The organism is Pseudomonas sp. Irchel 3A18, from assembly GCF_900187465.1.
In the GTDB taxonomy this organism is placed as follows: domain Bacteria; phylum Pseudomonadota; class Gammaproteobacteria; order Pseudomonadales; family Pseudomonadaceae; genus Aquipseudomonas; species Aquipseudomonas cichorii.
Genome location: NZ_FYDI01000006.1, coordinates 282,177 through 306,197 on the forward strand (window position 1 = coordinate 282,177; position 24,021 = coordinate 306,197).

At 58.9% G+C, this 24,021-nt stretch carries 22 protein-coding genes; 13 read left to right on the plus strand and 9 right to left on the minus strand.

Translation table 11 applies throughout. From position 1 onward, the window contains the following. The first annotated feature begins 315 nt into the window (after nt 1-315). Both CKW23_RS14540 and CKW23_RS14545 read left to right on the plus strand, forming a co-directional pair. Nucleotides 316-795: an Lrp/AsnC family transcriptional regulator gene (locus tag CKW23_RS14540; RefSeq protein WP_095067776.1), complete on the plus strand. Its 480-nt coding sequence runs from the start codon at nt 316-318 to the stop codon at nt 793-795. Nucleotides 796-807: 12 nt separating this feature from the next. Further along, nucleotides 808-1,014 carry a DUF2788 domain-containing protein gene (locus CKW23_RS14545; RefSeq protein WP_095067777.1) on the plus strand — a complete coding sequence of 69 codons (207 nt, stop codon included), beginning with the start codon at nt 808-810 and terminating at the stop codon, nt 1,012-1,014. A gap of 137 nt (nt 1,015-1,151) precedes the next feature. On the opposite strand, the gene CKW23_RS14550 is transcribed toward CKW23_RS14545, so the two are convergent. From CKW23_RS14550 to CKW23_RS14565, 4 genes are all read right to left on the minus strand, one after another. Then, nucleotides 1,152-1,778, minus strand: coding sequence for an rRNA large subunit pseudouridine synthase E (locus CKW23_RS14550; protein ID WP_095067778.1), 627 nt, complete (start codon nt 1,776-1,778; stop codon nt 1,152-1,154). A 65-nt stretch (nt 1,779-1,843) separates the two neighbouring features. After that, nucleotides 1,844-3,307, minus strand: coding sequence for an AMP nucleosidase (gene amn / locus CKW23_RS14555; RefSeq protein ID WP_095067779.1), 1,464 nt, complete (start codon nt 3,305-3,307; stop codon nt 1,844-1,846). Nucleotides 3,308-3,359: 52 nt separating this feature from the next. Then, a complete protein-coding gene (locus tag CKW23_RS14560; protein ID WP_095067780.1) occupies nt 3,360-5,009 on the minus strand; it encodes an acyl-CoA dehydrogenase family protein in 1,650 nt (549 codons plus the stop codon). A gap of 95 nt (nt 5,010-5,104) precedes the next feature. Continuing rightward, nucleotides 5,105-7,093 carry a 7TM diverse intracellular signaling domain-containing protein gene (locus CKW23_RS14565; protein WP_095067781.1) on the minus strand — a complete coding sequence of 663 codons (1,989 nt, stop codon included), beginning with the start codon at nt 7,091-7,093 and terminating at the stop codon, nt 5,105-5,107. A 366-nt stretch (nt 7,094-7,459) separates the two neighbouring features. Between CKW23_RS14565 and CKW23_RS14570 the strand changes: the two genes are divergently transcribed. Continuing rightward, nucleotides 7,460-8,257: a hydroxymethylpyrimidine/phosphomethylpyrimidine kinase gene (locus CKW23_RS14570; protein ID WP_095067782.1), complete on the plus strand. Its 798-nt coding sequence runs from the start codon at nt 7,460-7,462 to the stop codon at nt 8,255-8,257. Between the two features lie 22 nt (nt 8,258-8,279). Further along, entirely contained in the window at nt 8,280-8,903 is a 624-nt protein-coding gene (thiE, locus tag CKW23_RS14575; protein WP_095067783.1) for a thiamine phosphate synthase, read from the plus strand. Nucleotides 8,904-9,042: 139 nt separating this feature from the next. On the opposite strand, the gene CKW23_RS14580 is transcribed toward thiE, so the two are convergent. Next, nucleotides 9,043-9,564: a methylated-DNA--[protein]-cysteine S-methyltransferase gene (locus CKW23_RS14580; protein ID WP_095067784.1), complete on the minus strand. Its 522-nt coding sequence runs from the start codon at nt 9,562-9,564 to the stop codon at nt 9,043-9,045. Beyond that, nucleotides 9,561-11,006, minus strand: a complete 1,446-nt coding sequence (locus CKW23_RS14585; protein ID WP_095067785.1) for an AlkA N-terminal domain-containing protein — start codon at nt 11,004-11,006, stop codon at nt 9,561-9,563. The genes CKW23_RS14580 and CKW23_RS14585 overlap by 4 nt, the downstream gene beginning before the upstream one ends. 192 nt (nt 11,007-11,198) lie before the next feature. On the opposite strand from CKW23_RS14585, the gene hemL reads away from it, so the two are divergent. Further along, nucleotides 11,199-12,482: a glutamate-1-semialdehyde 2,1-aminomutase gene (hemL, locus tag CKW23_RS14590; protein ID WP_025261949.1), complete on the plus strand. Its 1,284-nt coding sequence runs from the start codon at nt 11,199-11,201 to the stop codon at nt 12,480-12,482. 197 nt (nt 12,483-12,679) lie between these two features. Next, nucleotides 12,680-13,228: a tetratricopeptide repeat protein gene (locus CKW23_RS14595; RefSeq protein ID WP_025261950.1), complete on the plus strand. Its 549-nt coding sequence runs from the start codon at nt 12,680-12,682 to the stop codon at nt 13,226-13,228. 44 nt (nt 13,229-13,272) lie between these two features. Here CKW23_RS14595 and CKW23_RS14600 read toward each other — a convergent pair whose 3' ends face one another. Continuing rightward, nucleotides 13,273-13,599, minus strand: a complete 327-nt coding sequence (locus CKW23_RS14600) for a DUF1820 family protein (protein ID WP_025261951.1) — start codon at nt 13,597-13,599, stop codon at nt 13,273-13,275. 131 nt (nt 13,600-13,730) lie between these two features. Here CKW23_RS14600 and miaB point away from each other — a divergent pair, with 131 nt between their 5' ends. From miaB to lnt, 5 genes are all read left to right on the plus strand, one after another. After that, entirely contained in the window at nt 13,731-15,059 is a 1,329-nt protein-coding gene (gene miaB, locus CKW23_RS14605; RefSeq protein ID WP_025261952.1) for a tRNA (N6-isopentenyl adenosine(37)-C2)-methylthiotransferase MiaB, read from the plus strand. A 144-nt stretch (nt 15,060-15,203) separates the two neighbouring features. Continuing rightward, a complete protein-coding gene (locus tag CKW23_RS14610; RefSeq protein WP_025261953.1) occupies nt 15,204-16,226 on the plus strand; it encodes a PhoH family protein in 1,023 nt (340 codons plus the stop codon). Beyond that, nucleotides 16,219-16,719 carry an rRNA maturation RNase YbeY gene (gene ybeY, locus CKW23_RS14615; RefSeq protein ID WP_025261954.1) on the plus strand — a complete coding sequence of 167 codons (501 nt, stop codon included), beginning with the start codon at nt 16,219-16,221 and terminating at the stop codon, nt 16,717-16,719. Before CKW23_RS14610 ends, ybeY begins: the two co-directional genes overlap by 8 nt. A gap of 5 nt (nt 16,720-16,724) precedes the next feature. Then, on the plus strand, nt 16,725-17,567 hold the full coding sequence (locus CKW23_RS14620) for an HlyC/CorC family transporter (RefSeq protein ID WP_025261955.1): 843 nt from the start codon (nt 16,725-16,727) through the stop codon (nt 17,565-17,567). A 17-nt stretch (nt 17,568-17,584) separates the two neighbouring features. Next, entirely contained in the window at nt 17,585-19,105 is a 1,521-nt protein-coding gene (gene lnt / locus CKW23_RS14625) for an apolipoprotein N-acyltransferase (protein WP_095067786.1), read from the plus strand. A gap of 52 nt (nt 19,106-19,157) precedes the next feature. Here the strand turns inward: lnt and CKW23_RS14630 are convergent, their stop codons facing one another. Together CKW23_RS14630 and CKW23_RS14635 are read right to left on the minus strand one after the other, a co-directional pair. Next, nucleotides 19,158-19,916, minus strand: coding sequence for a YdcF family protein (locus CKW23_RS14630; RefSeq protein ID WP_025261957.1), 759 nt, complete (start codon nt 19,914-19,916; stop codon nt 19,158-19,160). 84 nt (nt 19,917-20,000) lie between these two features. Continuing rightward, nucleotides 20,001-20,372, minus strand: coding sequence for a hypothetical protein (locus tag CKW23_RS14635; protein WP_025261958.1), 372 nt, complete (start codon nt 20,370-20,372; stop codon nt 20,001-20,003). A gap of 314 nt (nt 20,373-20,686) precedes the next feature. Between CKW23_RS14635 and leuS the strand changes: the two genes are divergently transcribed. Then, nucleotides 20,687-23,293 (plus strand): leucine--tRNA ligase, encoded by a 2,607-nt coding sequence (gene leuS / locus CKW23_RS14640; protein ID WP_095067787.1) that lies wholly within the window; start codon nt 20,687-20,689, stop codon nt 23,291-23,293. Between the two features lie 88 nt (nt 23,294-23,381). Then, entirely contained in the window at nt 23,382-23,987 is a 606-nt protein-coding gene (gene lptE, locus CKW23_RS14645) for an LPS assembly lipoprotein LptE (protein ID WP_025261960.1), read from the plus strand. Nucleotides 23,988-24,021: the final 34 nt, after the last annotated feature.

Genomic DNA, 24,021 nt, shown 5'->3' on the forward strand with positions numbered 1-24,021 from the left:
GCAAAGAAAAGGGGACCTGTCTGGCCCCCTTGGGATACTTCGTCCTGGCGCGACGCTTATGACATCGGCTCACCTCATACGTCTTCTGGACTGTATGTAGCCCGGGGGCCTCGCCGACCCTGTCGGGTGGGAGGCCGCGACTGCCTGATTGGGCGAGCCGCGCTGGACGCTATGTCCGGGCAGTGATTCTGTTGAAAAGAATAGGCCTGCCGGACCGACAAAAGATTGCGAAGATCACTTACAAAAACATTACTTGCGCAATTTTTTACTTCATATCAATAATTCAGCGCAATTAAACTCACAAAGGGGAACATCGTGAGCAAGCTCGACAGATATGACCTGAGCATTTTGGCTGAACTGCAACGCGACGCACGCATTTCCAACCAGGAACTGGCAGAGCGTATCGGGCTATCGCCATCGCCCTGCTCGCGCCGCGTCAAACAACTGGAAGACGACGGCTATATCGTGCGACAGGTTGCCTTGCTGGATCGCAAGAAGCTCAGCCTGAACCTTACTGCCTATGTGCTGATCGGCATGGATCGACATACGCCGGAGCGATTCGAGCATTTCGAGCAACAGATCCGCAGCCTGCCTCAAGTACTGGAATGCAGTCTGGTGACCGGTATGGACGCCGATTATCAACTGAAAGTGGTGGTTCCTGACATGGATCACTACCAGAAACTGCTGCTGGGCCATCTTACCCGCATCGAAGGCGTCACCAGCGTCAAGTCGAGCTTCGTGCTCAATCAGGTGCTGGCCAGCACTGAGTTGCCCTTGACTCATCTACGCAGCTAGACGGAGTAAACGATGGACCCCGTGCTTTTTGAAGAGTGGATGATGACCATTCTGGTCACCATCCTGATCTGTTTCATGGGTTTTATCGTCTGGGATCTGGCGAAGAAATCCAAAGCGGGCAAATTCGGCACCTTCATCCTGTTCTTCGTGCTGGGCCTGGGCATCATGGCATTCGTGATCAAAAGCCTGGTGATTGCCTATATCGAGAATGGCTCATGAGCCACCCCGATCAATTAAGGCACACACAAACTTGTAGGAAGCAGCTTGCTGGCGAAAAAGGCCTCAAAACCGGCAGATATTCTGAGTCGCCAGCAAGCTGCCTCCCACAAAGTGATTTATGACCTTAACGGATTCGGTCAGGGCTTGATCTCCCGGTACTGCCCCTGATCCAGCCCTTCCAGTGTCCAGTCGCCGATCCTGACCCGCACCAGCCGCAGGGTTGGCAGGCCCACAGCGGCAGTCATGCGTCGCACCTGCCGATTACGGCCTTCCTTGATAATCAGTTCCAGCCAACTGGTCGGTACGCTTTTGCGAAAACGCACCGGTGGATTGCGTGGCCAGAGTTGCGGCTCGTCCAACTGACGAGCCTCGGCAGGCAAGGTCGGGCCATCGTTGAGTTCCACCCCGTTACGCAACTGCTGCAATTGCTCCTCGCTCGGCTCGCCTTCGACCTGCACCCAATACGTCTTGGGCAGTTTGTGTCTGGGGTCGGCAATACGGGCCTGAAGCTGGCCGTCGTTGGTCAGCAGCAGTAAACCTTCACTGTCGCGGTCCAGACGCCCGGCCGGATAGACGCCGGGGATGTCGATAAAGTCCTTGAGCGTTGCCCGGCCTTCGCCATCGCTGAATTGCGTCAGCACATCAAAAGGTTTGTTGAACAGAATGAGCTTTGGCTCGGCCGGAGGCGCTTTGGCGACACGCCGGGCAGCGCTGGCATTCTTGGGGGCTGGACGACGAGACACAGGACGTTGAGTGCGGGACATGGGAGCTTAGAGACTTGAAAACAGAAAGGGCCACTTTAGTGGCCCTTTACATAAATACCAATCACTTAACGGAAAGGCGGCTCATCGAAGCTGCGCAGTTTGCGCGAATGCAGCGAATTGAGTTCGGTACGCAGCAAGTCCAGGGCCGCAATGCCGATCTTCAAATGCTGGCTGACGGCACGCTCGTAGAAAGCGTTGGCCGAACCCGGCAATTTGATTTCACTGTGCAGAGGCTTGTCCGATACGCAGAGCAAGGTGCCGTAAGGCACGCGCAGACGATAGCCTTGAGCCGCAATGGTGCCGCTTTCCATATCCACGGCCACCGCACGAGACAGATTGATGAGCGGTCGCTCCTGTGCCCAGCGCAGCTCCCAGTTCCGGTCATCGTAGGTCAGGACGGTGCCGGTGCGCAGTCGCTTTTTAAGCCCTTCGCCACGCTCGCCGGTGATCTGCGCCGCCGATTCCTGCAACGCCAGTTGCACTTCGGCCAGGGCCGGGATCGGGATATGCGGAGGCAGCACGCGATCCAGAATGCCGTCACGGCGCATGTAAGCGTGAGCCAGCACATAATCGCCAATGGTCTGGGACTGACGCAGGCCGCCGCAGTGGCCGATCATCAGCCAGCAATGCGGACGCAGCACCGCTAGGTGATCGGTGATGTTCTTGGCATTGGACGGGCCGACGCCGATATTGACCAGCGTGACACCATGACCATCTTCCGCGATCAGGTGATAGGCCGGCATCTGGTAACGGTGCCAGACCACACTGGCAACAATGGCCTGGGCCTCTTCGACGCCCATGCTCTTGTCGACCACCACATTGCCGGGCAACACCATGCGCACGAAACGCGGGTCGTCGCGCAGTTTTTCCAGGCCATGCAGGATGAACTGGTCAACGTAGCGATGGTAGTTGGTCAGCAGAATCCAGGGCTGCACATGACGCCAGTCACTGCCGGTGTAATGCACCAGACGCCGCAGCGAGAAGTCCACCCGCGCCGCGTCGAACAGTGCCAGCGGCAGCGGATCGGTATTGGCCCAGTCATAAAGGCCATCAGCGATGCCGTCGGTCGCGGCGGACAAGTCGGTGCTGGGGAAAACACGGGCCAGCGCAGCGGCGGTCACGCCGGAGCCTGCCAGTTCATCGCCCTGCTCGACCACGTACGGGTAAGGAATGTTCTGCTCGCTCACGCCCACTTCGATAGTGACGGTGAAATCACTCATCAACGGCCGCAGTTGCTCAAGCAGGTATTTGCGGAATGCCTTGGGGTGGGTCACGGTGACGCTATAGGTGCCGGGCAACTGCACCTTTGCGTAGGCGCGGGTGGTCAGCGGCACATCGCCCTGATAGGCGTAGGTCAGGCGCAATTCCGGGTAGCGGAACAGCGCTCGTTGCTCGGCGTCGGGTTCGACGCGGTCTTTCAGGTAGCGCTTGAGCGCCTGGCTCAATGCACTGGTTGCACGTTCATGCAGTTCTGCGAGCCGCTCCACAGCTTGCTCGGCGCTTTCTACAACAACAAAGGCTTGCGTCACGGTTTAGGTCCTGTCTGATCTTGCAGACCCTCATCCTAACGGGTTCGCGTGCTTATGCCACCTGCGGCGAAGAGCGAGCCAGTAAAGTTTCTGCATCGACACCTACCGGCAAAGCGCCATAAACCCGTCCGGATGACAGCAGTCGACCGGCAATGAAACCATCACTGACAGACGCATTGCCCGCTTCAAGCAGCAGTCTGGCCTGCAAGCCCACCGCGATATCTTCGGTCAGCTGTCGGGCGCGGTACTGGATATCGCGGGTGTCCGTGAATGCGGCTTTCAGTTTTTCGATATGCGCCTTCAGGTGCCGGTCACCATGCCCGTCGCCCAGTTCAGCGAACAGCGCATCCAGCACGCCTGACTCCTTCGACAGCGCCCGCAACACGTCCAGACACTGCACATTGCCGGATCCTTCCCAGATCGAGTTGACCGGCGCTTCGCGATACAGGCGCGGCAGAATGCTGTCTTCGACATAACCGGCGCCGCCCATGCATTCGGCGGCTTCGTTGATCATGGCCGGCGCACGCTTGCAGATCCAGTACTTGCCCACCGCCGTGACCAGCCGCACAAAGCGCGCCTCATGATCGTCATCCAGATGGTCCAGCGCGCGCCCCATGCGCAGGGTCAGCGCCAGCGCGGCTTCGCTTTCCAGTGCCAGGTCGGCCAGCACGTTCTGCATCAACGGCTGCTCGCTGAGCAGTCGCCCACCGACCTTGCGATGGGCGCAGTGGTGCGTGGCCTGGGTCACGGCCTGACGCATCAGGGCGCTGGAACCGATCATGCAGTCGAAACGGGTCATGGCGACCATTTCAATGATGGTCGGCACACCCCGGCCCTCTTCACCAACCATCCAGGCCAGTGCGCCGCGCAGTTCGATTTCGCTGGAGGCGTTGGACCAGTTGCCCAGTTTGTCTTTCAGACGCTGGATATAGAACTCGTTGCGGGTGTCATCCGGCCGATGACGTGGCAGCAGGAAACAGCTCAGGCCCTTGTCGGTCTGCGCCAGGGTCAGGAACGCATCGCACATGGGGGCGGAGCAGAACCACTTGTGGCCCACCAGTTCATAAGCCTGTCCCGGCCCGCCTGCCCCGACCGGATAAGCCCGCGTGGTGTTGGCGCGCACATCGGTGCCGCCCTGTTTCTCGGTCATGGCCATGCCGATGGTTGCACCGGTTTTATGGGCGATACCGACATTACGCGGGTCGTATCGGGTGGACAGGATTTTCGGCAACCATATCTGCGCCAGTTCAGGCTGCAGCCTGAGGGCCGGGACGCTGGCAAAGGTCATGGTCAGTGGGCATCCGCTGCCGGGGTCGGCCTGGGTGTGCAGATAACTCATCGCAGCCCGCGCTACATGGGCACCGGGTTGCGGATCGGTCCATGGCAAAGAGGGAATGCCATGGTCGATGGCAGTGCTCATCAACTGGTGATAAGCCGGGTGAAACTCGACCAGATCGATGCGATTGCCATATCTGTCATGACTGGCGAAGGTCGGCTTGTTCTGATTGGCGAGGAAACCGGCCTCCATGAGAGGTCCGCCCGCCAAGGCACCATAAACATCGATGCGGGGCTCGGCCCAATCCGCGCCAAAACGTTTTACCCAGGTTTGCAGTGGCAGGTCGATGCGGTAGAGGTTGACGCCGTTCAGTGACGGCGGCTGGTTGGTCACCTGATGGGTTTCGGCGAATTGATGCAGGTTCATGAGTGGCCTCCTGTCTGCGTTTGCAGCAGTGAACCACGCAACAAGAGCTTTAAACAGTGCCGTTCATGACCAATGATCGGGCTTTTTTCCGCCCCTCAGATTCCCCATTGAGCCTTGGCGGCTGGAGCCCTGCGCACGGCGCCCGGTATGCCCATCAACAAAGGCAGGCTCAAGGTGAAGCAACTGCCCTTCCCCGGCTCGGAGCGATGGCTGAGGCTTCCGCCCTGCAATTCGACCAGTTGCCGGCAGATCGCCAGGCCGATTCCCAGTCCGCCATACTCGCGGGTCATGGAGCCATCGACCTGGAAGAAGCGCTGATACAACGTCGCTTCATCCAGTTGGCTGAAGCCTATACCGGTGTCCATCACCTCGACCCGCAGCAGCAGGACATCGTTGTCATGCTGCTGAGACATGGCGCGTACCTTGACCGCGCCTCGCTTGGTGAACTTGATCGCATTGTCCAGCAGGCACTCAAGGCACTGGTACAGCTTGTGAACATCGCCGCGTACGCTTTCCGGCATCTGCTCGTCCAGTTCAAAGCTCAACTCCAGCCCCTTGGCCTGGGCTGCGCCGCGAAAACGGTCACGCAACTGTTCAAACAGGCCGCACGTATCGAAGGCATCGCTTTCGGCATACAGCACACCGGCCTGAAGCTCGGTCAGGGTCAGGATGCCGTTGATCATGCTCATCATGTCCTGAGCGGAGGCAGAGGCCGTTTGCTGATACATCTCCAGCTCGCCGTCCATCGGTACTGTCTGCATCAGCTCCAGTGAACCGATGACCCCATTCATCGGGGTTCGAAGCTCATGGGTCAACGTGGCCAGAAACTCGTCCTTGAGCCGGTTGCTGGTGGCCAGCTGGCGGTTCAGGCGTTCCATGTCCTTGCCGGCTTCCAGCAGGGTCTGCGCCTGTTGCTCGCGGATATGGTTGACTCGGTCAGCCAGCGCCAGCGACAGCAGCGCCATTTCCAGCACTGAACTGATCTGGCTGGCGTACAGGCTAAGAAAGGTATTGGGGATATAACCGAACAGCATCACGGCGTTGACCAGTCCGCCCATCAGAAACACAACCCAGGCCGCCAGGAAGTAGCGAGCGATTCGTACGCCTTTGAGCACCGCTGTGATCCCGGCTGTCAGCATCGCCAGGAAACACGCCAGCACCAGCATCGTCACGCTGCGCAATGCCAGGCCGTAATTGGCAAACAGGGCCAGCAGCACTGCCACCACGGCACCGCCCATCACTGCAATCAACAGAAAATCCAGCCAGCGCGCCAGGGCTCTGGTCTGCAGAAAGCTGCGTGAAAACTGGCTGACGAAAAACACCGAGATCGCCATCAGCAAAGGCGTAGCGGTGTTGGCCCACACCGGGCTGTTCGGCCAGAGATACTCAATAGCGACGCCATTGATAGAGAGCTGATACAGGCCGAACGAGGCGATATAGAGGATGTAATACAGATAACCGGGGTCGCGCACGCTGATATAGATGAACAGGTTGTAGACCAGCATGCCCGTCAACACGCCATAGATCAGCCCCAGGATATAGACCTTGGCGGGCTGTTCTTCCATGTAGGCGTGGCTGGCCCACAGATTGAGCGGTGCCTGGATCGGCCCCTTGCTGGCGATGCGCATATAAACCGTAGTCTGCTTGCCCGGCTGCAGGTCTACCCCGAACACGAAGTTGCCCTGCTTAACGTCGCGGCTTGAAAACGGCAGCATGTCGCCGGTCTTCCAGGCCAGTTGATAGCGCCCGTTGCCGTCCGGTAGATAGACATCCACATGGTCCATCGGTGGATAGGCCAGTTCCAGCAGCCAGTCGGAATGCGGTGCACGGGGATTGGGTTTGTAGAACAGATCGACCTTCAGCCAGAACGCCGAGCGCGAATAGCCCGCGTTGAGTGTTTCACTGTCGAGCACACGAAAGGCTCCCGCCTCGGAGAGGACCCTGTCGATATTCGCCTTGCCACTCACGTCTTCAAAAACCTGAATCTCGCGCCCCAACGGCAAGCTGCGAATGTTTTCATCAAACTCGACGGCATGGGCCAGCAATGGAAACCAGACAACCAGCATTATCAGCAAATAGCGCATAAAGCCCCAAGGTAGAACGTCGCTGTCATTTCATCCGTTGATGACGACGCCCCGCAATTTCTTTCCTTGAAACAGGCAATAGTTCAAAAACAGATATGTCAGTGTGGACCTTGCTTACGCTGATATGCCTGACTCGTGGCAATAAAAATCACCAGCGGTAAAAAGGCTTCAGGAATAACCAAGCATAGCGGTTAATGGCTTTTAGTCACTACCACTTTAAAATTTAAGCAATGGCTCTATCTCGGCCATCACCGGGCAAACTGAAAATTTTTTACCCTTGCAAGGGTCGTTGATTTTTCAGCCCCCCCCAGAAAAACCCGGAACGACCGGCGGCTCGGGAAAGGTTTAGTGATAAGCTCGCGCACCATGAATATTTATAGCTCCCGTCCCGTAGTCCTCTGCCTCAGCGGCCACGACCCCAGCGGTGGTGCCGGTCTGCAGGCTGATATCGAAGCCCTGCTTGCCCAAGGCTGTCATGCCGCACCGGCCGTAACGGCCCTGACCGTGCAGGACACCGTCAATGTCAGCGACTTTCGCGTGCTGGACCGTGAATGGGTCCTGGCTCAAGCCAATGCTGTCTTCAATGATTCGAGCGTAGCAGCAGTCAAGCTGGGTATGTTGGGTTCATTGGAAATGGTCGATACCGTAGCGCAATTGCTGATGGCGCATCCCGGCCTGCCAGTGGTCTGCGACCCGGTTCTGCGCGCTGGCGGCGGTGGCCGGCTGGGCAAGGATGAGGTCGGCTACGCGATGCGTGAACGGCTGTTGCCACTGTCGACCATTGCCACCCCCAATCTGCCGGAAGCCCGGATTCTGGCCGAATTGCCTGAAGGCACGGCAGACGAATGTGCGCAAAAGCTGCTGCCGTTCTGTGAAAACCTGCTGATCACCGGCGGTCATGGCGATGAACAGGAAGTCCATAACCGCCTGTACATCCGTGGCGGCCAGTCCCATACCTTTATCTGCCAGCGCCTGCCTGGCAGTTATCACGGTTCGGGCTGCACACTGGCCAGCGCCCTCGCCGGACGACTGGCTCAGGGAGAAGCACTGATCAGCGCTGTGCAGACAGCGCTCGACTACACTTGGCGAACGTTGCGGGACGCTGAGCAGTTGGGCAAGGGACAATTCGTTCCTCGCCGTCTCCCCCTGGACTTTTGTTCGTAACGCCTGACATGAGGCCCATTCGATGAAACTACGTGGCCTGTATGCCATTACCGACAGCGCACTGTTGGCCGGTAAATTCCTGCCTTACGTCAAAGCCGCACTCGATGGCGGCGTGACCTTGCTGCAATACCGGGACAAGACCAACGACGAATCGCGCCGCCTGCGCGAAGCCACTGAACTGCTCAAGCTATGCGAGCAATACAAGACCCGGCTGATCATCAACGACGACGCCGAACTGGCAGCCCGTCTGGGCGTTGGTGTTCACCTGGGACAAACCGATGGCTCGCTGCCGGATGCCAGGGCACTGCTGGGTCATAAGGCGATTGTCGGTGCGACTTGCCACGGCAAGCTTGAGCTGGCGGAAAAAGCGCGTGCCGACGGTGCCACCTACGTGGCGTTCGGGCGGTTCTTCAACTCCCAGACCAAACCCGATGCGCCTGCCGTGCCTTTCGATCTGCTGGATCAGGTACGCGCCAAAGTGTCTTTGCCGATTGCCGTGATTGGCGGCATCACTCTGGAAAACGCACCGCAACTACTGGCCCGCGGAGCTGATCTGCTGGCAGTGGTACACGGGTTGTTCGGGGCAGAGAATCCGCAGGAAGTGACGCGACGGGCGAAGGCGTTCAATGATCTTTTTCGTGAGTGAAATACCTTTTCGCGAATGAATTCGCTCCCACTGCAGGAGATCACCCGCCGCCCAGGGCAAGCGCGCTCCTACAGAAAAACTTTTTAATTCATGATGTTGTGTTTATGTTTGATGAGAGTGAATTCATTCGCGAAAGCCGCTACACGACTCCAATAACCTTCAGTTCAAAATCAGGCATCCCGTTGGCATTCTCCAGCGCCAGTAACGCTCGCTTGCGATCAACGCCACCGGCATAGCCTGTCAAATCCCCGCCTGAACCGATGACCCGATGGCAAGGCACAATGATCGAAATCGGGTTCTTGCCATTGGCCGTGCCTACCGCTCGGGAATGCCCTGGGCTGAGGCCCATTTTCCGGGCCATGGCACCGTAGGACAGTACCTCGCCATAGGGAATGCGCGCCAGTTCGCGCCAGACCTGCTCCTGAAAGGAAGTGCCACGAAAACGCAGCGGCACCTCGAATACCCGGCGCTGGCCATTGAAGAACTCGGTCAGTTGCTCCTGAGCCTGGCGAATCACCTTGGGGACAGCATGATCGTTGGGCAGCAATATCAGTTGCGGAAAGTATTTCTGGCCGACGAAGTACACGCCCGTCAGCGCATCGTCCTCGGCTCGCAAGGCAACATCGCCCAGCGGGCTGGAAAGCAGATAGCCATGAATCATTTTTTGGCCTCCTCACGTTGACGCCAGACATGCACCGTCGCATAAGCGCGCCAGGGTGCCCACTGGCTTGCGTATTCATTGAGCTGGGCGACCGTTGCACAGCCTAGATGTTTTTTAAGTACCGCATCGCCCTCCGGAAATGCATTGGGCCAGCCCAAGGCGCGCATGGCGATATATTGCACGGTCCACTCACCGATCCCCCGAATATGCCGCAAGGCCGACAGGGTTTCATCCAGAGGCACCAAGGGCTCAAGCATGATGCGTCCTGCTGCCACCTCCTGGGCTACCGCGATGATGGCCTCGGCGCGAATACGGATAATACCCGTTGCAATAATCTCTTCAGGACTCAGGCAAGCCATCACTTCGGCCGTCGGGAACGCATGATGCAGCCCGAAAGGTGCCTCATCCACCGCCGTACCGAAACGCTCGGCAATACGGCCAAGAATCAACCGGGCCTGAGTCACCGATATCTGCTGGCCGACCACCGCCCGGACCGCAATCTCGAAACCGTCAAACGCACCCGGTACACGCATGCCCGGCAACTCGGCAACCAGTGCTCCAAGGTGCGCATCCACCAGATCGGGCCGGCAGCCGGTGTCGAAAACCCGCCGCACTCGTCCCAACACCTGGGCAATACCCGACTGAAGAGACGCCGATACACTCACCACCAAGGCATGACGCAACGGCGCATGGCTCACGGTCACCCAACCGGCCAGACGACGCCCCGCATGCTCGATGGTGAGCACCCGGGTGTAGGCGTCTTCAGCGACATGCTCAACCCCTGCAATACAGCGATGAGCCAGAAACTCCAGCACACCATCCCATGAAAAAGGCGGTCGGTACGACAACTCGAAACGCATGCTGGCCTCACCGGAGCGGTGCGTGGCCTTTCTCAAGCGCAGCGGGTTAAGACCATAGCGTTCCTGAAACACATCATTGAAACGCCTGACGCTGCCGAACCCGGAAGCCAGCGCCACTTCGGCCATGGACATCCCCGTATCGGTTAATAAACGCTTGGCGATCAGCAGCCGCTGGGTCTGGGAATAATCGATCATCGACACACCAAACTCGGCCTCGAAGATCCGCCGCAGATGCCGCGAGGTCACGCCAACCCGATCAGACAGGGCATCGAGGCTTCTGCCGCTTAAAAAGCCTTCGTCTATCAAGCGTGCGGCAGCCTGGGCCAAGCGACTGGAGACATCCAGCAAGCCGTGGCCGGGTGCCAGTTCCGGGCGGCAGCGCAGGCACGGACGAAAGCCCGCCTGCTCGGCAGCCGCTGCCGTTGCATAGAAACTGCAATTTCTGGCCAGTGGCTTACGCACCGGGCACATGGGCCGACAATAGATCCCGGTCGTCGATACGCCCATGAAAAACCAACCGTCAAAACGGCGGTCCCGGGCGATAAAGGCCGCATAGCACACATCTGGATCAAGAGTTTTCATGAGGCTGACCCTACTCCTGCGCCGGGAAAAAGTCTGGCTGAATTCGGACATGTGCATCCGGCAGCCATGTGGCATTTGCTATAGTGCGGCTCCCTACGCCTTCAGGCCTCGTGACGTCACCGAAGCAGCCATGCACAGAGCTGCACATTCAGCGTAGAAACGACTTCCAGGTTAAAAAGCAGAGACCCGATCATGTCCCGTTCCGAAACACTCTTCGCCAACGCCCAGAAACACATCCCAGGCGGTGTCAACTCGCCGGTCCGCGCATTCAAGAGCGTTGGCGGCACGCCCCTGTTCTTCAAACATGCTGCCGGCGCTTACGTGACTGACGAAGACGACAAGCGTTATGTCGATTACGTCGGCTCCTGGGGACCGATGATTCTGGGCCACAGCCATCCGCAAGTGCTCGACGCCGTGCGCAGCCAACTGGAACACGGCCTGTCCTATGGTGCACCGACCGCCATGGAAACCGAAATGGCCGACCTGGTCTGCTCACTCGTGCCTTCCATGGAAATGGTACGCATGGTCAGCTCCGGCACCGAAGCGACCATGAGCGCGATTCGCCTGGCCCGTGGCTACACCGGCCGCGACAGCATCATCAAGTTTGAAGGCTGCTACCACGGCCACTCCGACAGCCTGCTGGTAAAAGCTGGCTCCGGCGCACTGACCCTGGGCGTGCCCAGCTCGCCCGGCGTTCCGGCAGCGTTCGCCAAACACACCCTGACCGTACCGTTCAATGACCTGGAAGCCGTCCGCCAGTTGCTGGCCGATGTCGGTCAGGAAGTGGCGTGCATCATCGTCGAGCCGGTCGCGGGCAACATGAACTGTGTTCCGCCTGCACCGGGCTACCTGCAAGGCCTGCGCGCCCTGTGCGACGAACATGGCGTGGTGCTGATCTTCGACGAAGTGATGACCGGTTTCCGCGTGGCACTCGGCGGCGCCCAGGCTTACTACGGCGTGACACCGGACCTGAGCACCTTCGGCAAAATCATTGGCGGCGGCATGCCTGTAGGCTGCTTTGGCGGCAAACGCGAAATCATGTCGCATATCGCACCGCTGGGTCCGGTCTATCAGGCCGGTACGCTGTCGGGCAACCCGCTGGCCATGGCCGCAGGCCTGACAACGTTGCGCCTGATCAGCCGCGAAGGCTTCCACGATGAGCTGAGCGACTACACGCGCCGCCTGCTCGAAGGCTTGCAGCAACGTGCCGACGCGGCGGGTATCCCGTTCGTGACCACTCAGGCGGGCGGCATGTTTGGCCTGTATTTCAGTGACGCCAAGGAAATCGTGACCTTCCAGGACGTCATGACCAGCGATGCCGACCGCTTCAAACGCTTCTTCCACCTGATGCTGGAAGGCGGCGTATACCTTGCGCCAAGCGCATTTGAAGCCGGCTTCACCTCCATCGCTCATGGCGAAGCGGAGCTGAAACTGACCCTGGATGCTGCCGAAAAAGCGTTCGCTGCGCTGAAATAAGCTAATGTAGGAACGAATTCATTCGTGAATAATTTTTTTCGCGAATGAATTCGCTCCTACGGGGTGTTAAATCAGCCCGTGCAGCAGAAAATCCGTAAAGACTTTGTAAGGTTGGCCCTGCTTATTTCATAATGGCCAGCCAGCACGTTTCGCTGGACGGGCAAGCCCGCACCTTTTTCAGAGGTAAGTCGACTCCCATGAACCGCACCGGCCGCACCCTTGCATTGGGCTGCCTGTTGCTTGTCTATCCCCTGCTGACCAATGCAGGGAGCAACTCGTTGTTAATCCCAGCGGTGGGTCGTTGTACCCTCAATACTCAGCCCGAGAATCTTCCGGCTGCGCTTTCGGCATGCCAGCAAGCTGCACAATCGGGGGATGCACAAGCGCAATACGAGCTGGGCGAGTTCTATTACGAAGGCCAGAACACCCCTCGTGACCTGCCACAGGCGCTGAACTATTTCGAGCAGGCGTCGTTGCTGGGCCATGCGCAGGCGCAGTATCAGTTGGGCTTGATGTTCGCCCGCGGCGAAGGCGTGCAGGCCAATAACATTCAGGCGTATATCGTGCTGAAGATGGCGGCGGTCAATGGCTCGGAAGAAGCGCTGGATGCGGCGGACGAAGTATCGGCCAAGATGAAGCGCGACGAACTGGAAGTCGCGACCCAGGTGCTGGGCCAGATCTTCCGCAAATACCTGATGGAACTGCAAACCGCTGAAGGGCGCAGCCCGTTCTCGCCACTGCCCTGATCGAATCGCTTCAGGGCAGGCTTTCCTTACTGTTCTACTGCTTTCTACTTTTCAGGCATTGGCATCGGAAACGGCATTACATTGCCACCTCCACGCGCCTCGCTGATCTTTGGCGTACCCATGCGCTCGACCTCGTCGATACGCACAATCGAATGCATCGGCACGAAACTGCGCACCACGCCCTCGAACTGTGCCTTGAGCTTTTCTTCGCTGGGATCAACCACGACAGTCGTGCGCTCGCCGAAGACGAACTCTTCCACTTCCAGAAATCCCCACAGATCGCTCTGATAGATCTGCTTGGCGTACATCTCGAACACCTGGCCCTGGTTGAGGAAAATAACCTTGTAGATTGGAGCTTCGCGTTTGGTCATAAAAGCCGGATAACGATCGGGGATTGAAAAAAGGGCACGAACTATAGCATGCCCATCGGACAGCCAACGCTAGGAACCCGTGAGCATCGTCCCTATAATGCGCGGTTCTTTGAATCCGCTGATGATCACGCATGGCCAAGAAGCTTTATATCGAAACCCACGGTTGCCAGATGAACGAGTACGACAGCTCGCGCATGGTCGATCTGCTGGGCGAACATCAAGCCCTGGAAGTCACCGCTCGCGCGGAAGATGCCGACGTGATCCTGCTCAATACCTGCTCGATTCGCGAGCGAGCCCAGGATCGGGTCTACTCCCAACTGGGTCGCTGGCGTGAACTGAAGCTGGCCAACCCAGAGATGGTCATCGCTGTCGGTGGTTGCGTCGCCAGTCAGGAAGGCGCGGCCATTCGTGATCGCGCTCCTTACGTGGACGTGGTCTTCGGCCCGCAAACCCTGCACCGCCTGCCGGAAATGATCGACACCGCACGCATCACCCGCCTGCCTCAGGTGGATGTGTCGTTCCCGGAAATCGAGAAATTCGACCACCTGCCCGAGCCGCGCATCGACGGGCCAAGTGCCTATGTGTCGGTGATGGAAGGTTGCAGCAAGTACTGCACGTTCTGCGTCGTGCCTTATACCCGTGGTGAAGAAGTCAGCCGTCCGTTCGATGACGTACTGGCAGAAGTCATTCACCTGGCCGAAAACGGCGTGCGTGAAATCACGCTGCTGGGCCAGAACGTCAACGGCTATCGCGGCACGACCCATGACGGCCGCGTCGCCGATCTGGCCGACCTGATCCGCGTGGTTGCGGCAGTCGATGGTATCGACCGCATCCGCTACACCACTTCACACCCTCTGGAGTTTTCCGACAGCCTGATCCAGGCCCACGCCGAAGTGCCGGAACTGGTCAAACACCTGCACCTGCCGGTGCAATCAGGCTCCGACCGTGTCCTGGCGGCCATGAAGCGCAATCACACCACGCTGGAATACAAATCCAAGCTGCGCAAACTCAAGGCTGCCGTGCCGGGTATCAGCATCAGTTCGGACTTCATCGTCGGCTTTCCGGGCGAAACCGAGAAAGACTTCGAGAACACCATGAAGCTGATCCAGGACGTGGGTTTCGATTTTTCGTTCTCGTTCATCTACAGCCCGCGCCCTGGTACGCCAGCCGCCGATCTGAAAGACGACACCCCGGAAGCCCTCAAAAAGGAACGCCTGGCGGCCCTGCAACATCGTCTCAACCAGCAGGGTTTCGAGATCAGCCGACAAATGGTCGGCAGCACCCAGCGCATCCTGGTGACCGATTACTCGAAAAAGGACCCCGGCGAGTTGCAAGGGCGCACCGAAAACAACCGGATCGTCAACTTTCGCTGCGACAACCCCAAGCTGATCGGGCAATTCGCCGATGTGCACATTGACGATGCACAGCCGCATTCGCTGCGTGGTTCGCTGTTGCAGTAGGGTTTTCTTCGCGAATGAATTCGCTCCTACGGATGGCCCGCTGGGGGCGAATTCATTTGCGAACGACGTCAGACCTTTCGCCCAAAGTTCTCTAGGGGTATTCTTCAATTCAACTCAACTGCCGTCGGGCGGCTAAAAACGACCTTGAACGCTCCCACAGAACCTCATCGCTTCATCCTCGAACCTTTCGAGGCCCATCGTTTCGCCAACTTGTGCGGGCAACTCGACGAGCATCTGCGCTTGATCGAACAACGCCTGGACATCGAGATCCGCAATCGCGGCAATCAATTCGAGCTCATTGGCGAGTCCCGGCAAACCACCTCGGCTGAAAACCTTCTGCGCCGCCTGTACCGTGAAACCAAAGGTACGGACCTGACGCCAGACATGGTTCACCTGTTCCTGCAGGAATCCGGTGTCGACGGGCTGGACAACCATCCGGCCGCCGAAGTGGGCGTGGCCCTGCGCACCAAGAAAGGCATGATTCGCCCACGCGGCTTGAATCAGCAGCGTTACGTCAAGGAAATACTCGGGAACGACATCAACTTCGGCATCGGCCCTGCGGGGACCGGCAAGACCTATCTGGCCGTCGCCTGTGCGGTGGATGCCCTGGAGCGCGAGCAGATCCGCCGCATCCTGCTGGTGCGTCCGGCCGTGGAAGCGGGTGAAAAGCTCGGCTTCCTGCCCGGCGACCTGGCCCAGAAGATCGACCCCTATCTGCGCCCGCTCTACGACGCCCTCTACGAAATGCTGGGCTTCGAATACGTCGCCAAGCTGATCGAGAAGCAGGTCATTGAAGTTGCACCGCTGGCCTACATGCGCGGACGCACCCTTAATAACAGCTTCATCATTCTCGACGAAAGTCAGAACACCACCGTCGAGCAGATGAAAATGTTCCTGACCCGTATTGGCTTTGGCTCTACCGCCGTCATCACGGGTGACATTACCCAGGTCGACCTGCCCAAGGGCACGAAGTCGGGCCTGACTCATGTCATCGATGTTCTCAAGGACGTACCGGGCATCAGCTTCACCCATTTCAAACCCAAGGACGTGGTTCGCCATCCGCTGGTGCAGCGCATCGTCGAAGCCTATGAGCGCTTCGATGACCGTTTCAGCGACACGCAGAGCAGCAGCGTCAATTCCTCACGGGACAGCCGCCGCGATGCTTGAGCTGGATCTGCAACTGGCAAGCGAAACCAAAGCCCCCAGCGAAGCCCAGTTCCGCCTCTGGTGCGAAATGGGCCTGCGCCAGCGCAGCGCCGATTCGGAGCTGACCATCCGTCTGGTCGACGAACCCGAAGGGCGCGAACTTAATCACACATGGCGGCACAAAGATTACGCCACCAACGTGCTTTCCTTTCCTGCGGACGTGCCCGACGACATGCTGGACATCCCGCTGCTGGGCGATCTGGTCATCTGCGTGCCGGTGGTCAATCGCGAAGCACAGGAACAAGGCAAGGCCGTTGATGCGCATTGGGCGCACATGGTCATTCACGGCTGCCTTCATCTGCTTGGTTACGACCATATCGACGATGAAGAGGCCGAAGAAATGGAAGCACTGGAACGAACGTTGCTTGAGGAACTGGGCTATCCGGATCCTTATGCAGACGACGAAAGCGCCGAACATCAACCTTCAGAAACGACAAGCAAGGATCACGAGTAAGGGCTATGAGCGAAGACCGATCGAGCAACGGACAAAAGTCATGGCTGGGTAAACTGACCCAGGCTTTTGTCCACGAGCCGAAAAACCGCCAGGAGCTGCTTGAGCTGCTACGCGAAGCCCAACAGAACAAACTGCTGGACAGCGAAGCGCTGGCCATTGTCGAAGGGGCCATTCAGGTGGCTGACCTGCAAGTACGCGACATCATGGTGCCGCGCTCGCAGATGATCAGCATCAAGGCGACCCAGACACCCCGCGAATTCCTGCCAGCTGTCATCGATGCCGCACATTCGCGCTATCCGGTGATCGGCGAAAGCCACGACGACGTGCTCGGCGTGCTGCTGGCCAAGGATCTGCTGCCGCTGATCCTCAAGGCCGACGGCGACAGCGACGACATCAAGAGCCTGCTGCGCCCGGCGACATTCGTCCCCGAGTCCAAGCGCCTCAACGTGCTGCTGCGCGAGTTCCGCGCCAACCACAACCACATGGCCATCGTCATTGACGAATACGGCGGTGTGGCCGGTCTGGTGACCATCGAAGACGTGCTGGAACAGATCGTCGGCGACATCGAGGACGAGCATGACGTCGAAGAGGACAGCTACATCAAACCGCTGCCCAGCGGCGACTTCCTGGTCAAGGCCCTGACTCCCATCGAGAGCTTCAACGAGTTCTTCGACAGCGAATTCTCCGATGACGAATTCGATACGGTCGGCGGGCTGGTCATGAATGCATTCGGTCATTTGCCCAAGCGCAACGAAATCACCGAAATCGGTGCCTATCGTTTCCGTGTCCTGAGCGCTGACAGCCGTCGCATTCACTTACTACGCCTGAGCCCTATCTCTCGCCCGTAACGCTTCAAGGAATAGACATGCGCTGGATAACCCGTCCCGGCTGGCCCGGTAATCTGCTGGCCGTGGCGGCTGGCGGACTCACGACCCTGGCCCTGGCGCCCTTCGACATCTGGCCTCTGGCCCTGGTGGCGGTGGCGATTTTCTACCTGGGCCTGCGCGAGCCGAGTCCGCGCCAGGCATTCGTCAGGGGCTGGTGCTACGGCTTCGGCCTGTTCGGCGCAGGCACCAGCTGGATCTACGTCAGCATCAACACCTACGGTGGTGCCTCGCCACTACTGGCCGGCTTGTTGATGCTGTTGTTCATCAGCCTGATCGCCCTGTTCTTTGCCCTGCCCGCCTGGGTCTGGGCACGCTGGATTCGCCGCAATGAAGCGCCGCTGGCCGACGCCCTGGCCTTCGCGGCCTTGTGGACCGCTCAGGAAGCCTTCCGCGGCTGGTTCCTGACCGGCTTCCCGTGGCTGTATTCGGGTTACAGCCAGCTCCATGGTCCGCTGGCCGGCCTGGCACCGGTCGGTGGTATCTGGCTTATCTCCTTCGTACTGGCGCTGACCGTTGCACTGCTGAGCAATCTGCACCGCTTGCGGGCACGCAAGTCCTTCCTGGTAGCAGGCGTCGTGCTGTTGCTGGCACCCTGGATTATCGGTATCGCCCTCAAAAACCACGCCTGGACTTCACCGGCAGGCGCACCGCTGAAAGTCGCGGCGATACAGGGCAACATCGAACAAAGCATGAAGTGGGACCCCAAGCAGTTGAATGCGCAACTGGCGCTTTATCGCGACATGACATTCAACTCGCAGCAGGCCGACCTGATCGTCTGGCCGGAAACAGCTGTGCCGGTGCTCAAGGAGTCGGCGGAAGGTTATCTGACGATGATGGGCAAGTTTGCCGCCCAACGAGGCTCGGCGCTCATTACCGGCGTACCGGTGCGCGAAGTGACCGAGCGCGGCGAGTCCCGTTACTACAACGGCATCACGGTCACTGGGGAAGGTGATGGCACCTATCTGAAGCAGAAGCTTGTTCCGTTTGGCGAATACGTGCCGCTGCAGGACATTCTTCGCGGGCTGATCGCCTTCTTCGATCTGCCAATGTCAGACTTCGCCCGCGGCCCGAGCGACCAGAGCATGCTGCAGGCCAAGGGTTATCAGGTTGCGCCGTTCATTTGCTATGAAGTGGTCTACCCGGAATTCGCGGCCAGCCTTGCGGCACAAAGCGACGTGCTGCTGACCATCAGCAACGACACCTGGTTCGGCACCTCCATTGGCCCGCTGCAACACCTGCAGATGGCACAGATGCGCGCCCTGGAGGCCGGTCGCTGGATGATCCGTGCCACCAACAACGGCGTCACCGGCCTGATCGACCCGTTCGGCAAGATCACCGTGCAGATACCGCAATTTGAACGCGGCGTGCTGTATGGCGAAGTGGTCCCGATGCAGGAACTGACACCCTACCTGCACTGGCGCTCATGGCCGCTGATCATCGTCTGCGGGCTGTTGTTTGGCTGGGCATTGCTGGCGGCGCGAATTGCAAAGACGGTATAGGGAAGGGAGCTACAAGCTTTTGACGTGAAGCTTAAAGCTTGCGGCTTGCAGCTCAATACACAACCCTATAAAACAACTGCCCCAACGCTTCATTGATCAACCACATGTTCTGCATGAAAGCTTTGGCTTCAGGTACCCAGCCACCCAATGGCTGGTCGTTGGCGCTTCCCAGGAATCCGACGGGGGCGGCGACTACGGTGAAACCTGCTTCCTCGAAGCTCCAGCGTGAGCGAGGCATGTGCCAGGCCTGAGTGACCACCACAACCCGCTTGATTCCCAAAGGCTGCAAGACCTCGGCTGTCATGGTCGCATTCTCCCAGGTGGTGCGGCTGAGCCCTTCCTGCCAGCGCACCGTGACACCGAAGTCATCTTGCAGCGATTGAGCCATGATCGCTGCCTCGCTTGGCGGCTCGCCAAAATGCAGGCCACCGGTTGTCAGGATCGGCAGCCCTGAAGCCTTCGACAGTTGTGCAGCAAAGCGCAACCGCTCAAGTCCTGGCCCCGTCGGGGTATCCGTGCCCCAGGCCGGGTCATTGCGCTCGCGCCCTGCCCCAAGCACCACAATGGCATCGGCCTGCTGCGCAAGCGTCGACCACTGCTGGCGCGACAAGGGCTGCTCGCTTTCAAGCCCCCGCGCAGCCCACTCCACCACCACAGGCAGGGTCATCAGCCAGAAGCCGCCCAGGCCCAGCGTGAAACACACAGCCGCGATACGCGGACGGGTGCGACGCAGCCACCAGGCGCTGATCAGCAATACAAAGAAAATGCCCGGAGGCAGAAGAAGGGCTTTAAGCAGATAACGTATAGGCATCGAGCATCTCCAGAGATGCCCGAAGCCTAAGTTTTTTGACACTAAGCAGCAATGCTTATAAGGCGGACACGCAGCCCGCTACGGTTAGAGCTTGAACGTGGTATTTGACGTGTAACGGCTCAACCCACCCGATACCCTGGCCCGCCTCCTGTCCTTGAGCCAGATGATTCTGGCGGACTCTTTGGGCGGCATTATCGAATGTGTCTGCTCCGGCGAAACAATGAAACTGCCCTCAGACTTACCCTTAACAGCCCCGCTCACACCCATCGTATCTTTCTCAAGATAAGCCTCGATAAATTCGAGTTCGGCACTGCTCAAACCTGCAAGTTCAAGCTCGACGGGCGACTCGTTACGGAGTCGAACCGCGGTATCTGCCGTTTCCAGAGCAAGCCCCAGACGATGGATCAAACGTTCATACAGCTCAGGAGTGCTTACTGTGTGCTGCAACTCTGTCATCCGCTCACCTCTTTGAAGATAAGAACATACCCTCGCTATTGAGCTTAGCGCTGCTGTAAAAACAGGCGAGATACTGCGACCAACGGCCAGATAGAGCCGTCTGAACGGTCTTTGGAGGGGCGGTGTAACAATCAGCGTTTCCCTCGGTAGACAGCGCTCATGTATGCTACGGCGCTTCCTGTAATTCCACTTCCGCTCTCCAAGAGCCTGTACGCACCGCAAAGACAGTCACGATTGTCCGGCAAAGGGTGCCAAGCTGACTCGGCGAAGCAATGAAGAGGTCAAGGGTCACCAATCTTTAGTAAAAAGTAGCCATGCACGAACTCTATCAGCCCCGCGAAATCGAAGCCGCCGCCCAAGCCTTTTGGGAAGAGCAAAAGTCTTTTGAAGTCAGTGAGCAGCCAGGCAAGGAAACATTCTACTGCCTGTCGATGTTCCCTTATCCGAGCGGCAAGCTGCACATGGGTCATGTGCGCAACTACACCATTGGCGACGTGATCTCTCGCTACCAGCGCATGCAGGGCAAGAACGTCCTGCAGCCCCTGGGCTGGGATGCTTTCGGCATGCCTGCGGAAAACGCCGCAATCGACAACAATGTCGCGCCGGCCAAGTGGACTTACGAAAACATCGCTTACATGAAGGACCAGCTCAAGAGCCTGGGCCTGGCCATCGACTGGTCCCGTGAAGTGACCACCTGCAAGCCAGACTACTACCGCTGGGAACAATGGCTGTTCACTCGCCTGTTCGAGAAAGGTGTGATCTACCGCAAGAACGGCACCGTCAACTGGGACCCGATCGACCAGACCGTACTGGCCAACGAGCAAGTCATCGACGGCCGTGGCTGGCGTTCGGGCGCGCTGATCGAGAAGCGCGAAATCCCGATGTACTACTTCAAGATCACGGCCTACGCCGATGAGCTGCTGCAAAGCCTCGACGAGTTGCCGGGCTGGCCTGAACAGGTCAAGACCATGCAACGCAACTGGATCGGCAAGTCCCGTGGCATGGAAGTCCAGTTCCCTTACCACGAAGCCTCCATTGGCGAAGCCGGCGCGCTGAAAGTCTTCACCACACGCCCCGACACCTTGATGGGCGCCACCTACGTGGCCGTGGCCGCCGAGCATCCGCTGGCGACCCAGGCAGCCCAAGGCAATGCCGAGCTGCAAGCGTTCATCGATGAGTGCAAGGGCGGCAGCGTTGCCGAAGCCGACGTCGCCACCCAGGAAAAGAAAGGCCTGCCGACCTCGCTGTTCGTCGAGCATCCACTGACCGGTGAAAAGCTGCCGGTGTGGGTCGCCAACTACGTGCTGATGCACTACGGCGACGGCGCGGTCATGGCCGTACCGGCTCACGACGAGCGCGATTACGAGTTCGCCACCAAGTACAACCTGCCGATCAAGGCCGTTGTGCGTACCAGCGCGGGCGACGAAACCCCGGCACCATGGCAGGAAGCCTACGGCGAGCATGGCGTGCTGATCAATTCCGGCGAATTCGACGGCCTGGATTTCCAGGGCGCGTTCGACGCCATCGAAGCCGCCCTTCTCAAGAAAAACCTGGGCCAGTCCCGCACTCAGTTCCGCCTGCGCGACTGGGGCATCAGCCGCCAGCGCTACTGGGGCTGCCCGATCCCGATCGTCCACTGCGCCACGTGCGGCGACGTACCGGTTCCGGAAGATCAACTGCCGGTCGTACTGCCGGAAGACGTCGTACCCGACGGTGCAGGCTCGCCACTGGCGCGCATGCCTGAGTTCTACGAGTGCAGTTGCCCGAAATGTGGCGCACCGGCCAAGCGTGAAACCGACACCATGGACACCTTCGTGGAATCGTCCTGGTACTACGCACGTTACGCTTCCCCGCACTACGAAGGTGGCCTGGTCGAGCCGAACGCTGCCAAACACTGGCTGCCGGTGGATCAATACATCGGCGGTATCGAACACGCAATCCTGCACCTGCTCTATGCGCGCTTCTTCCACAAACTGATGCGCGATGAAGGTCTGGTAACGTCCAACGAGCCGTTCAAGAACCTGCTGACTCAAGGCATGGTCAACGCCGAAACCTACTTCCGCATGGAAACCAGCGGCAAGAAGACCTGGATCAACCCTGCCGATGTAACCCTGGAGCGTGACGCCAAGGCCAAGGTCATCAGTGCAGTCCTGACCAGCGACGGCCTGCCAGTGGAAATCGGTGGCACCGAAAAGATGTCGAAGTCGAAGAAAAACGGCATCGACCCGCAAACCATGATCGATCAGTACGGCGCCGACACCTGCCGTCTGTTCATGATGTTCGCCTCGCCGCCTGACATGAGCCTGGAGTGGTCCGACTCCGGCGTCGAAGGTTCGCACCGCTTCCTTCGCCGCGTATGGCGTCTGGCTCAGGCCCACGTCGGCCAGGGCCTGCCGGGCAGCCTTGATCTGGCAACCCTGAGCGATGACCAGAAGGCCATCCGCCGCTCCATTCATCAGGCGATCAAGCAGGCGAGCCAGGATATTGGTCAGAACCAGAAATTCAACACGGCCGTCGCCCAGGTGATGACCTTGATGAACGTGCTGGAAAAGGTCCCTCAGGCTACTGCTCAGGATCGCGCACTGCTTCAGGAAGGTCTGGAAACCGTCGCCCTGCTGCTGGCACCGATCACGCCGCACATCAGCCACGAGCTGTGGAAACAGTTGGGGCATGACAACGCGGTTATCGATGCCGGCTGGCCGGTTCTGGACGAAAGCGCACTGGTACAGGACAGCCTGCAACTGGTGATTCAGGTCAACGGCAAGCTGCGTGGCCAGATCGAAATGCCGGCCAGCGCCAGCCGCGAAGAAGTCGAAGCCGCTGCACGGGTCAACGAAAACGTGCTGCGCTTCATTGATGGCCTGACGATCCGCAAAGTAATCGTCGTGCCGGGCAAGCTGGTCAATATCGTCGCAAGCTGATTGGATCGGGCGCCAGGCAAAGGCCGGGCGCCAGACATATTTCCAGGGCTGCAAGGTCGGCCCAAACGGATTCAAGGGGAGCATCAAGATGATCAAACGCAATTTGCTGGTGATGGGCCTGGCGGTGTTGTTGAGTGCCTGTGGCTTCCAGCTGCGTGGCACCGGCACCAACGAGCTGGCGATCAAGGAACTGGATCTGAGTGCACGCAATCAGTACGGCGAAACAGTCACCCAGCTCAATCGCACACTGACCAACTCGGGCGTCAAGATCTACACCGGCGCGCCCTACAAGCTGATCCTGACCAACGAATCCGAAACACAGCGCACTGCCAGCTATTCGGGCTCCGGTCGCTCGGCCGAGTACCAGTTAACCGTTACGCTCAACTACGAAATGCGTGGCGAGAAAGACCTCGTCCTGCTTGGCGATAAAGTCAGCGTAGAGAAAATCTACAACCATGACGGCAACAACCTGACCGCTTCGGATAACGAAGCCCAGCAAGTGCGCAATGAAATGCGTAGCGAGCTGGTCCAGAAGATGATGGCTCGCTTGCAACAATTGACCCCGGAGCGTCTGGAGCAACTGCAGAAGAAAGCCAACGATGTTGCCAAGGCTGAAGCGGACGCCCTGGAAGCGGCCCAGCGGGTACGCGACGAGACGCCTCAGCAGTCGCCTCTCGAAATACCAGCCAGGTAAGTGTCCGGGGCCAGCTTGCTGGCCCCGGTATCAT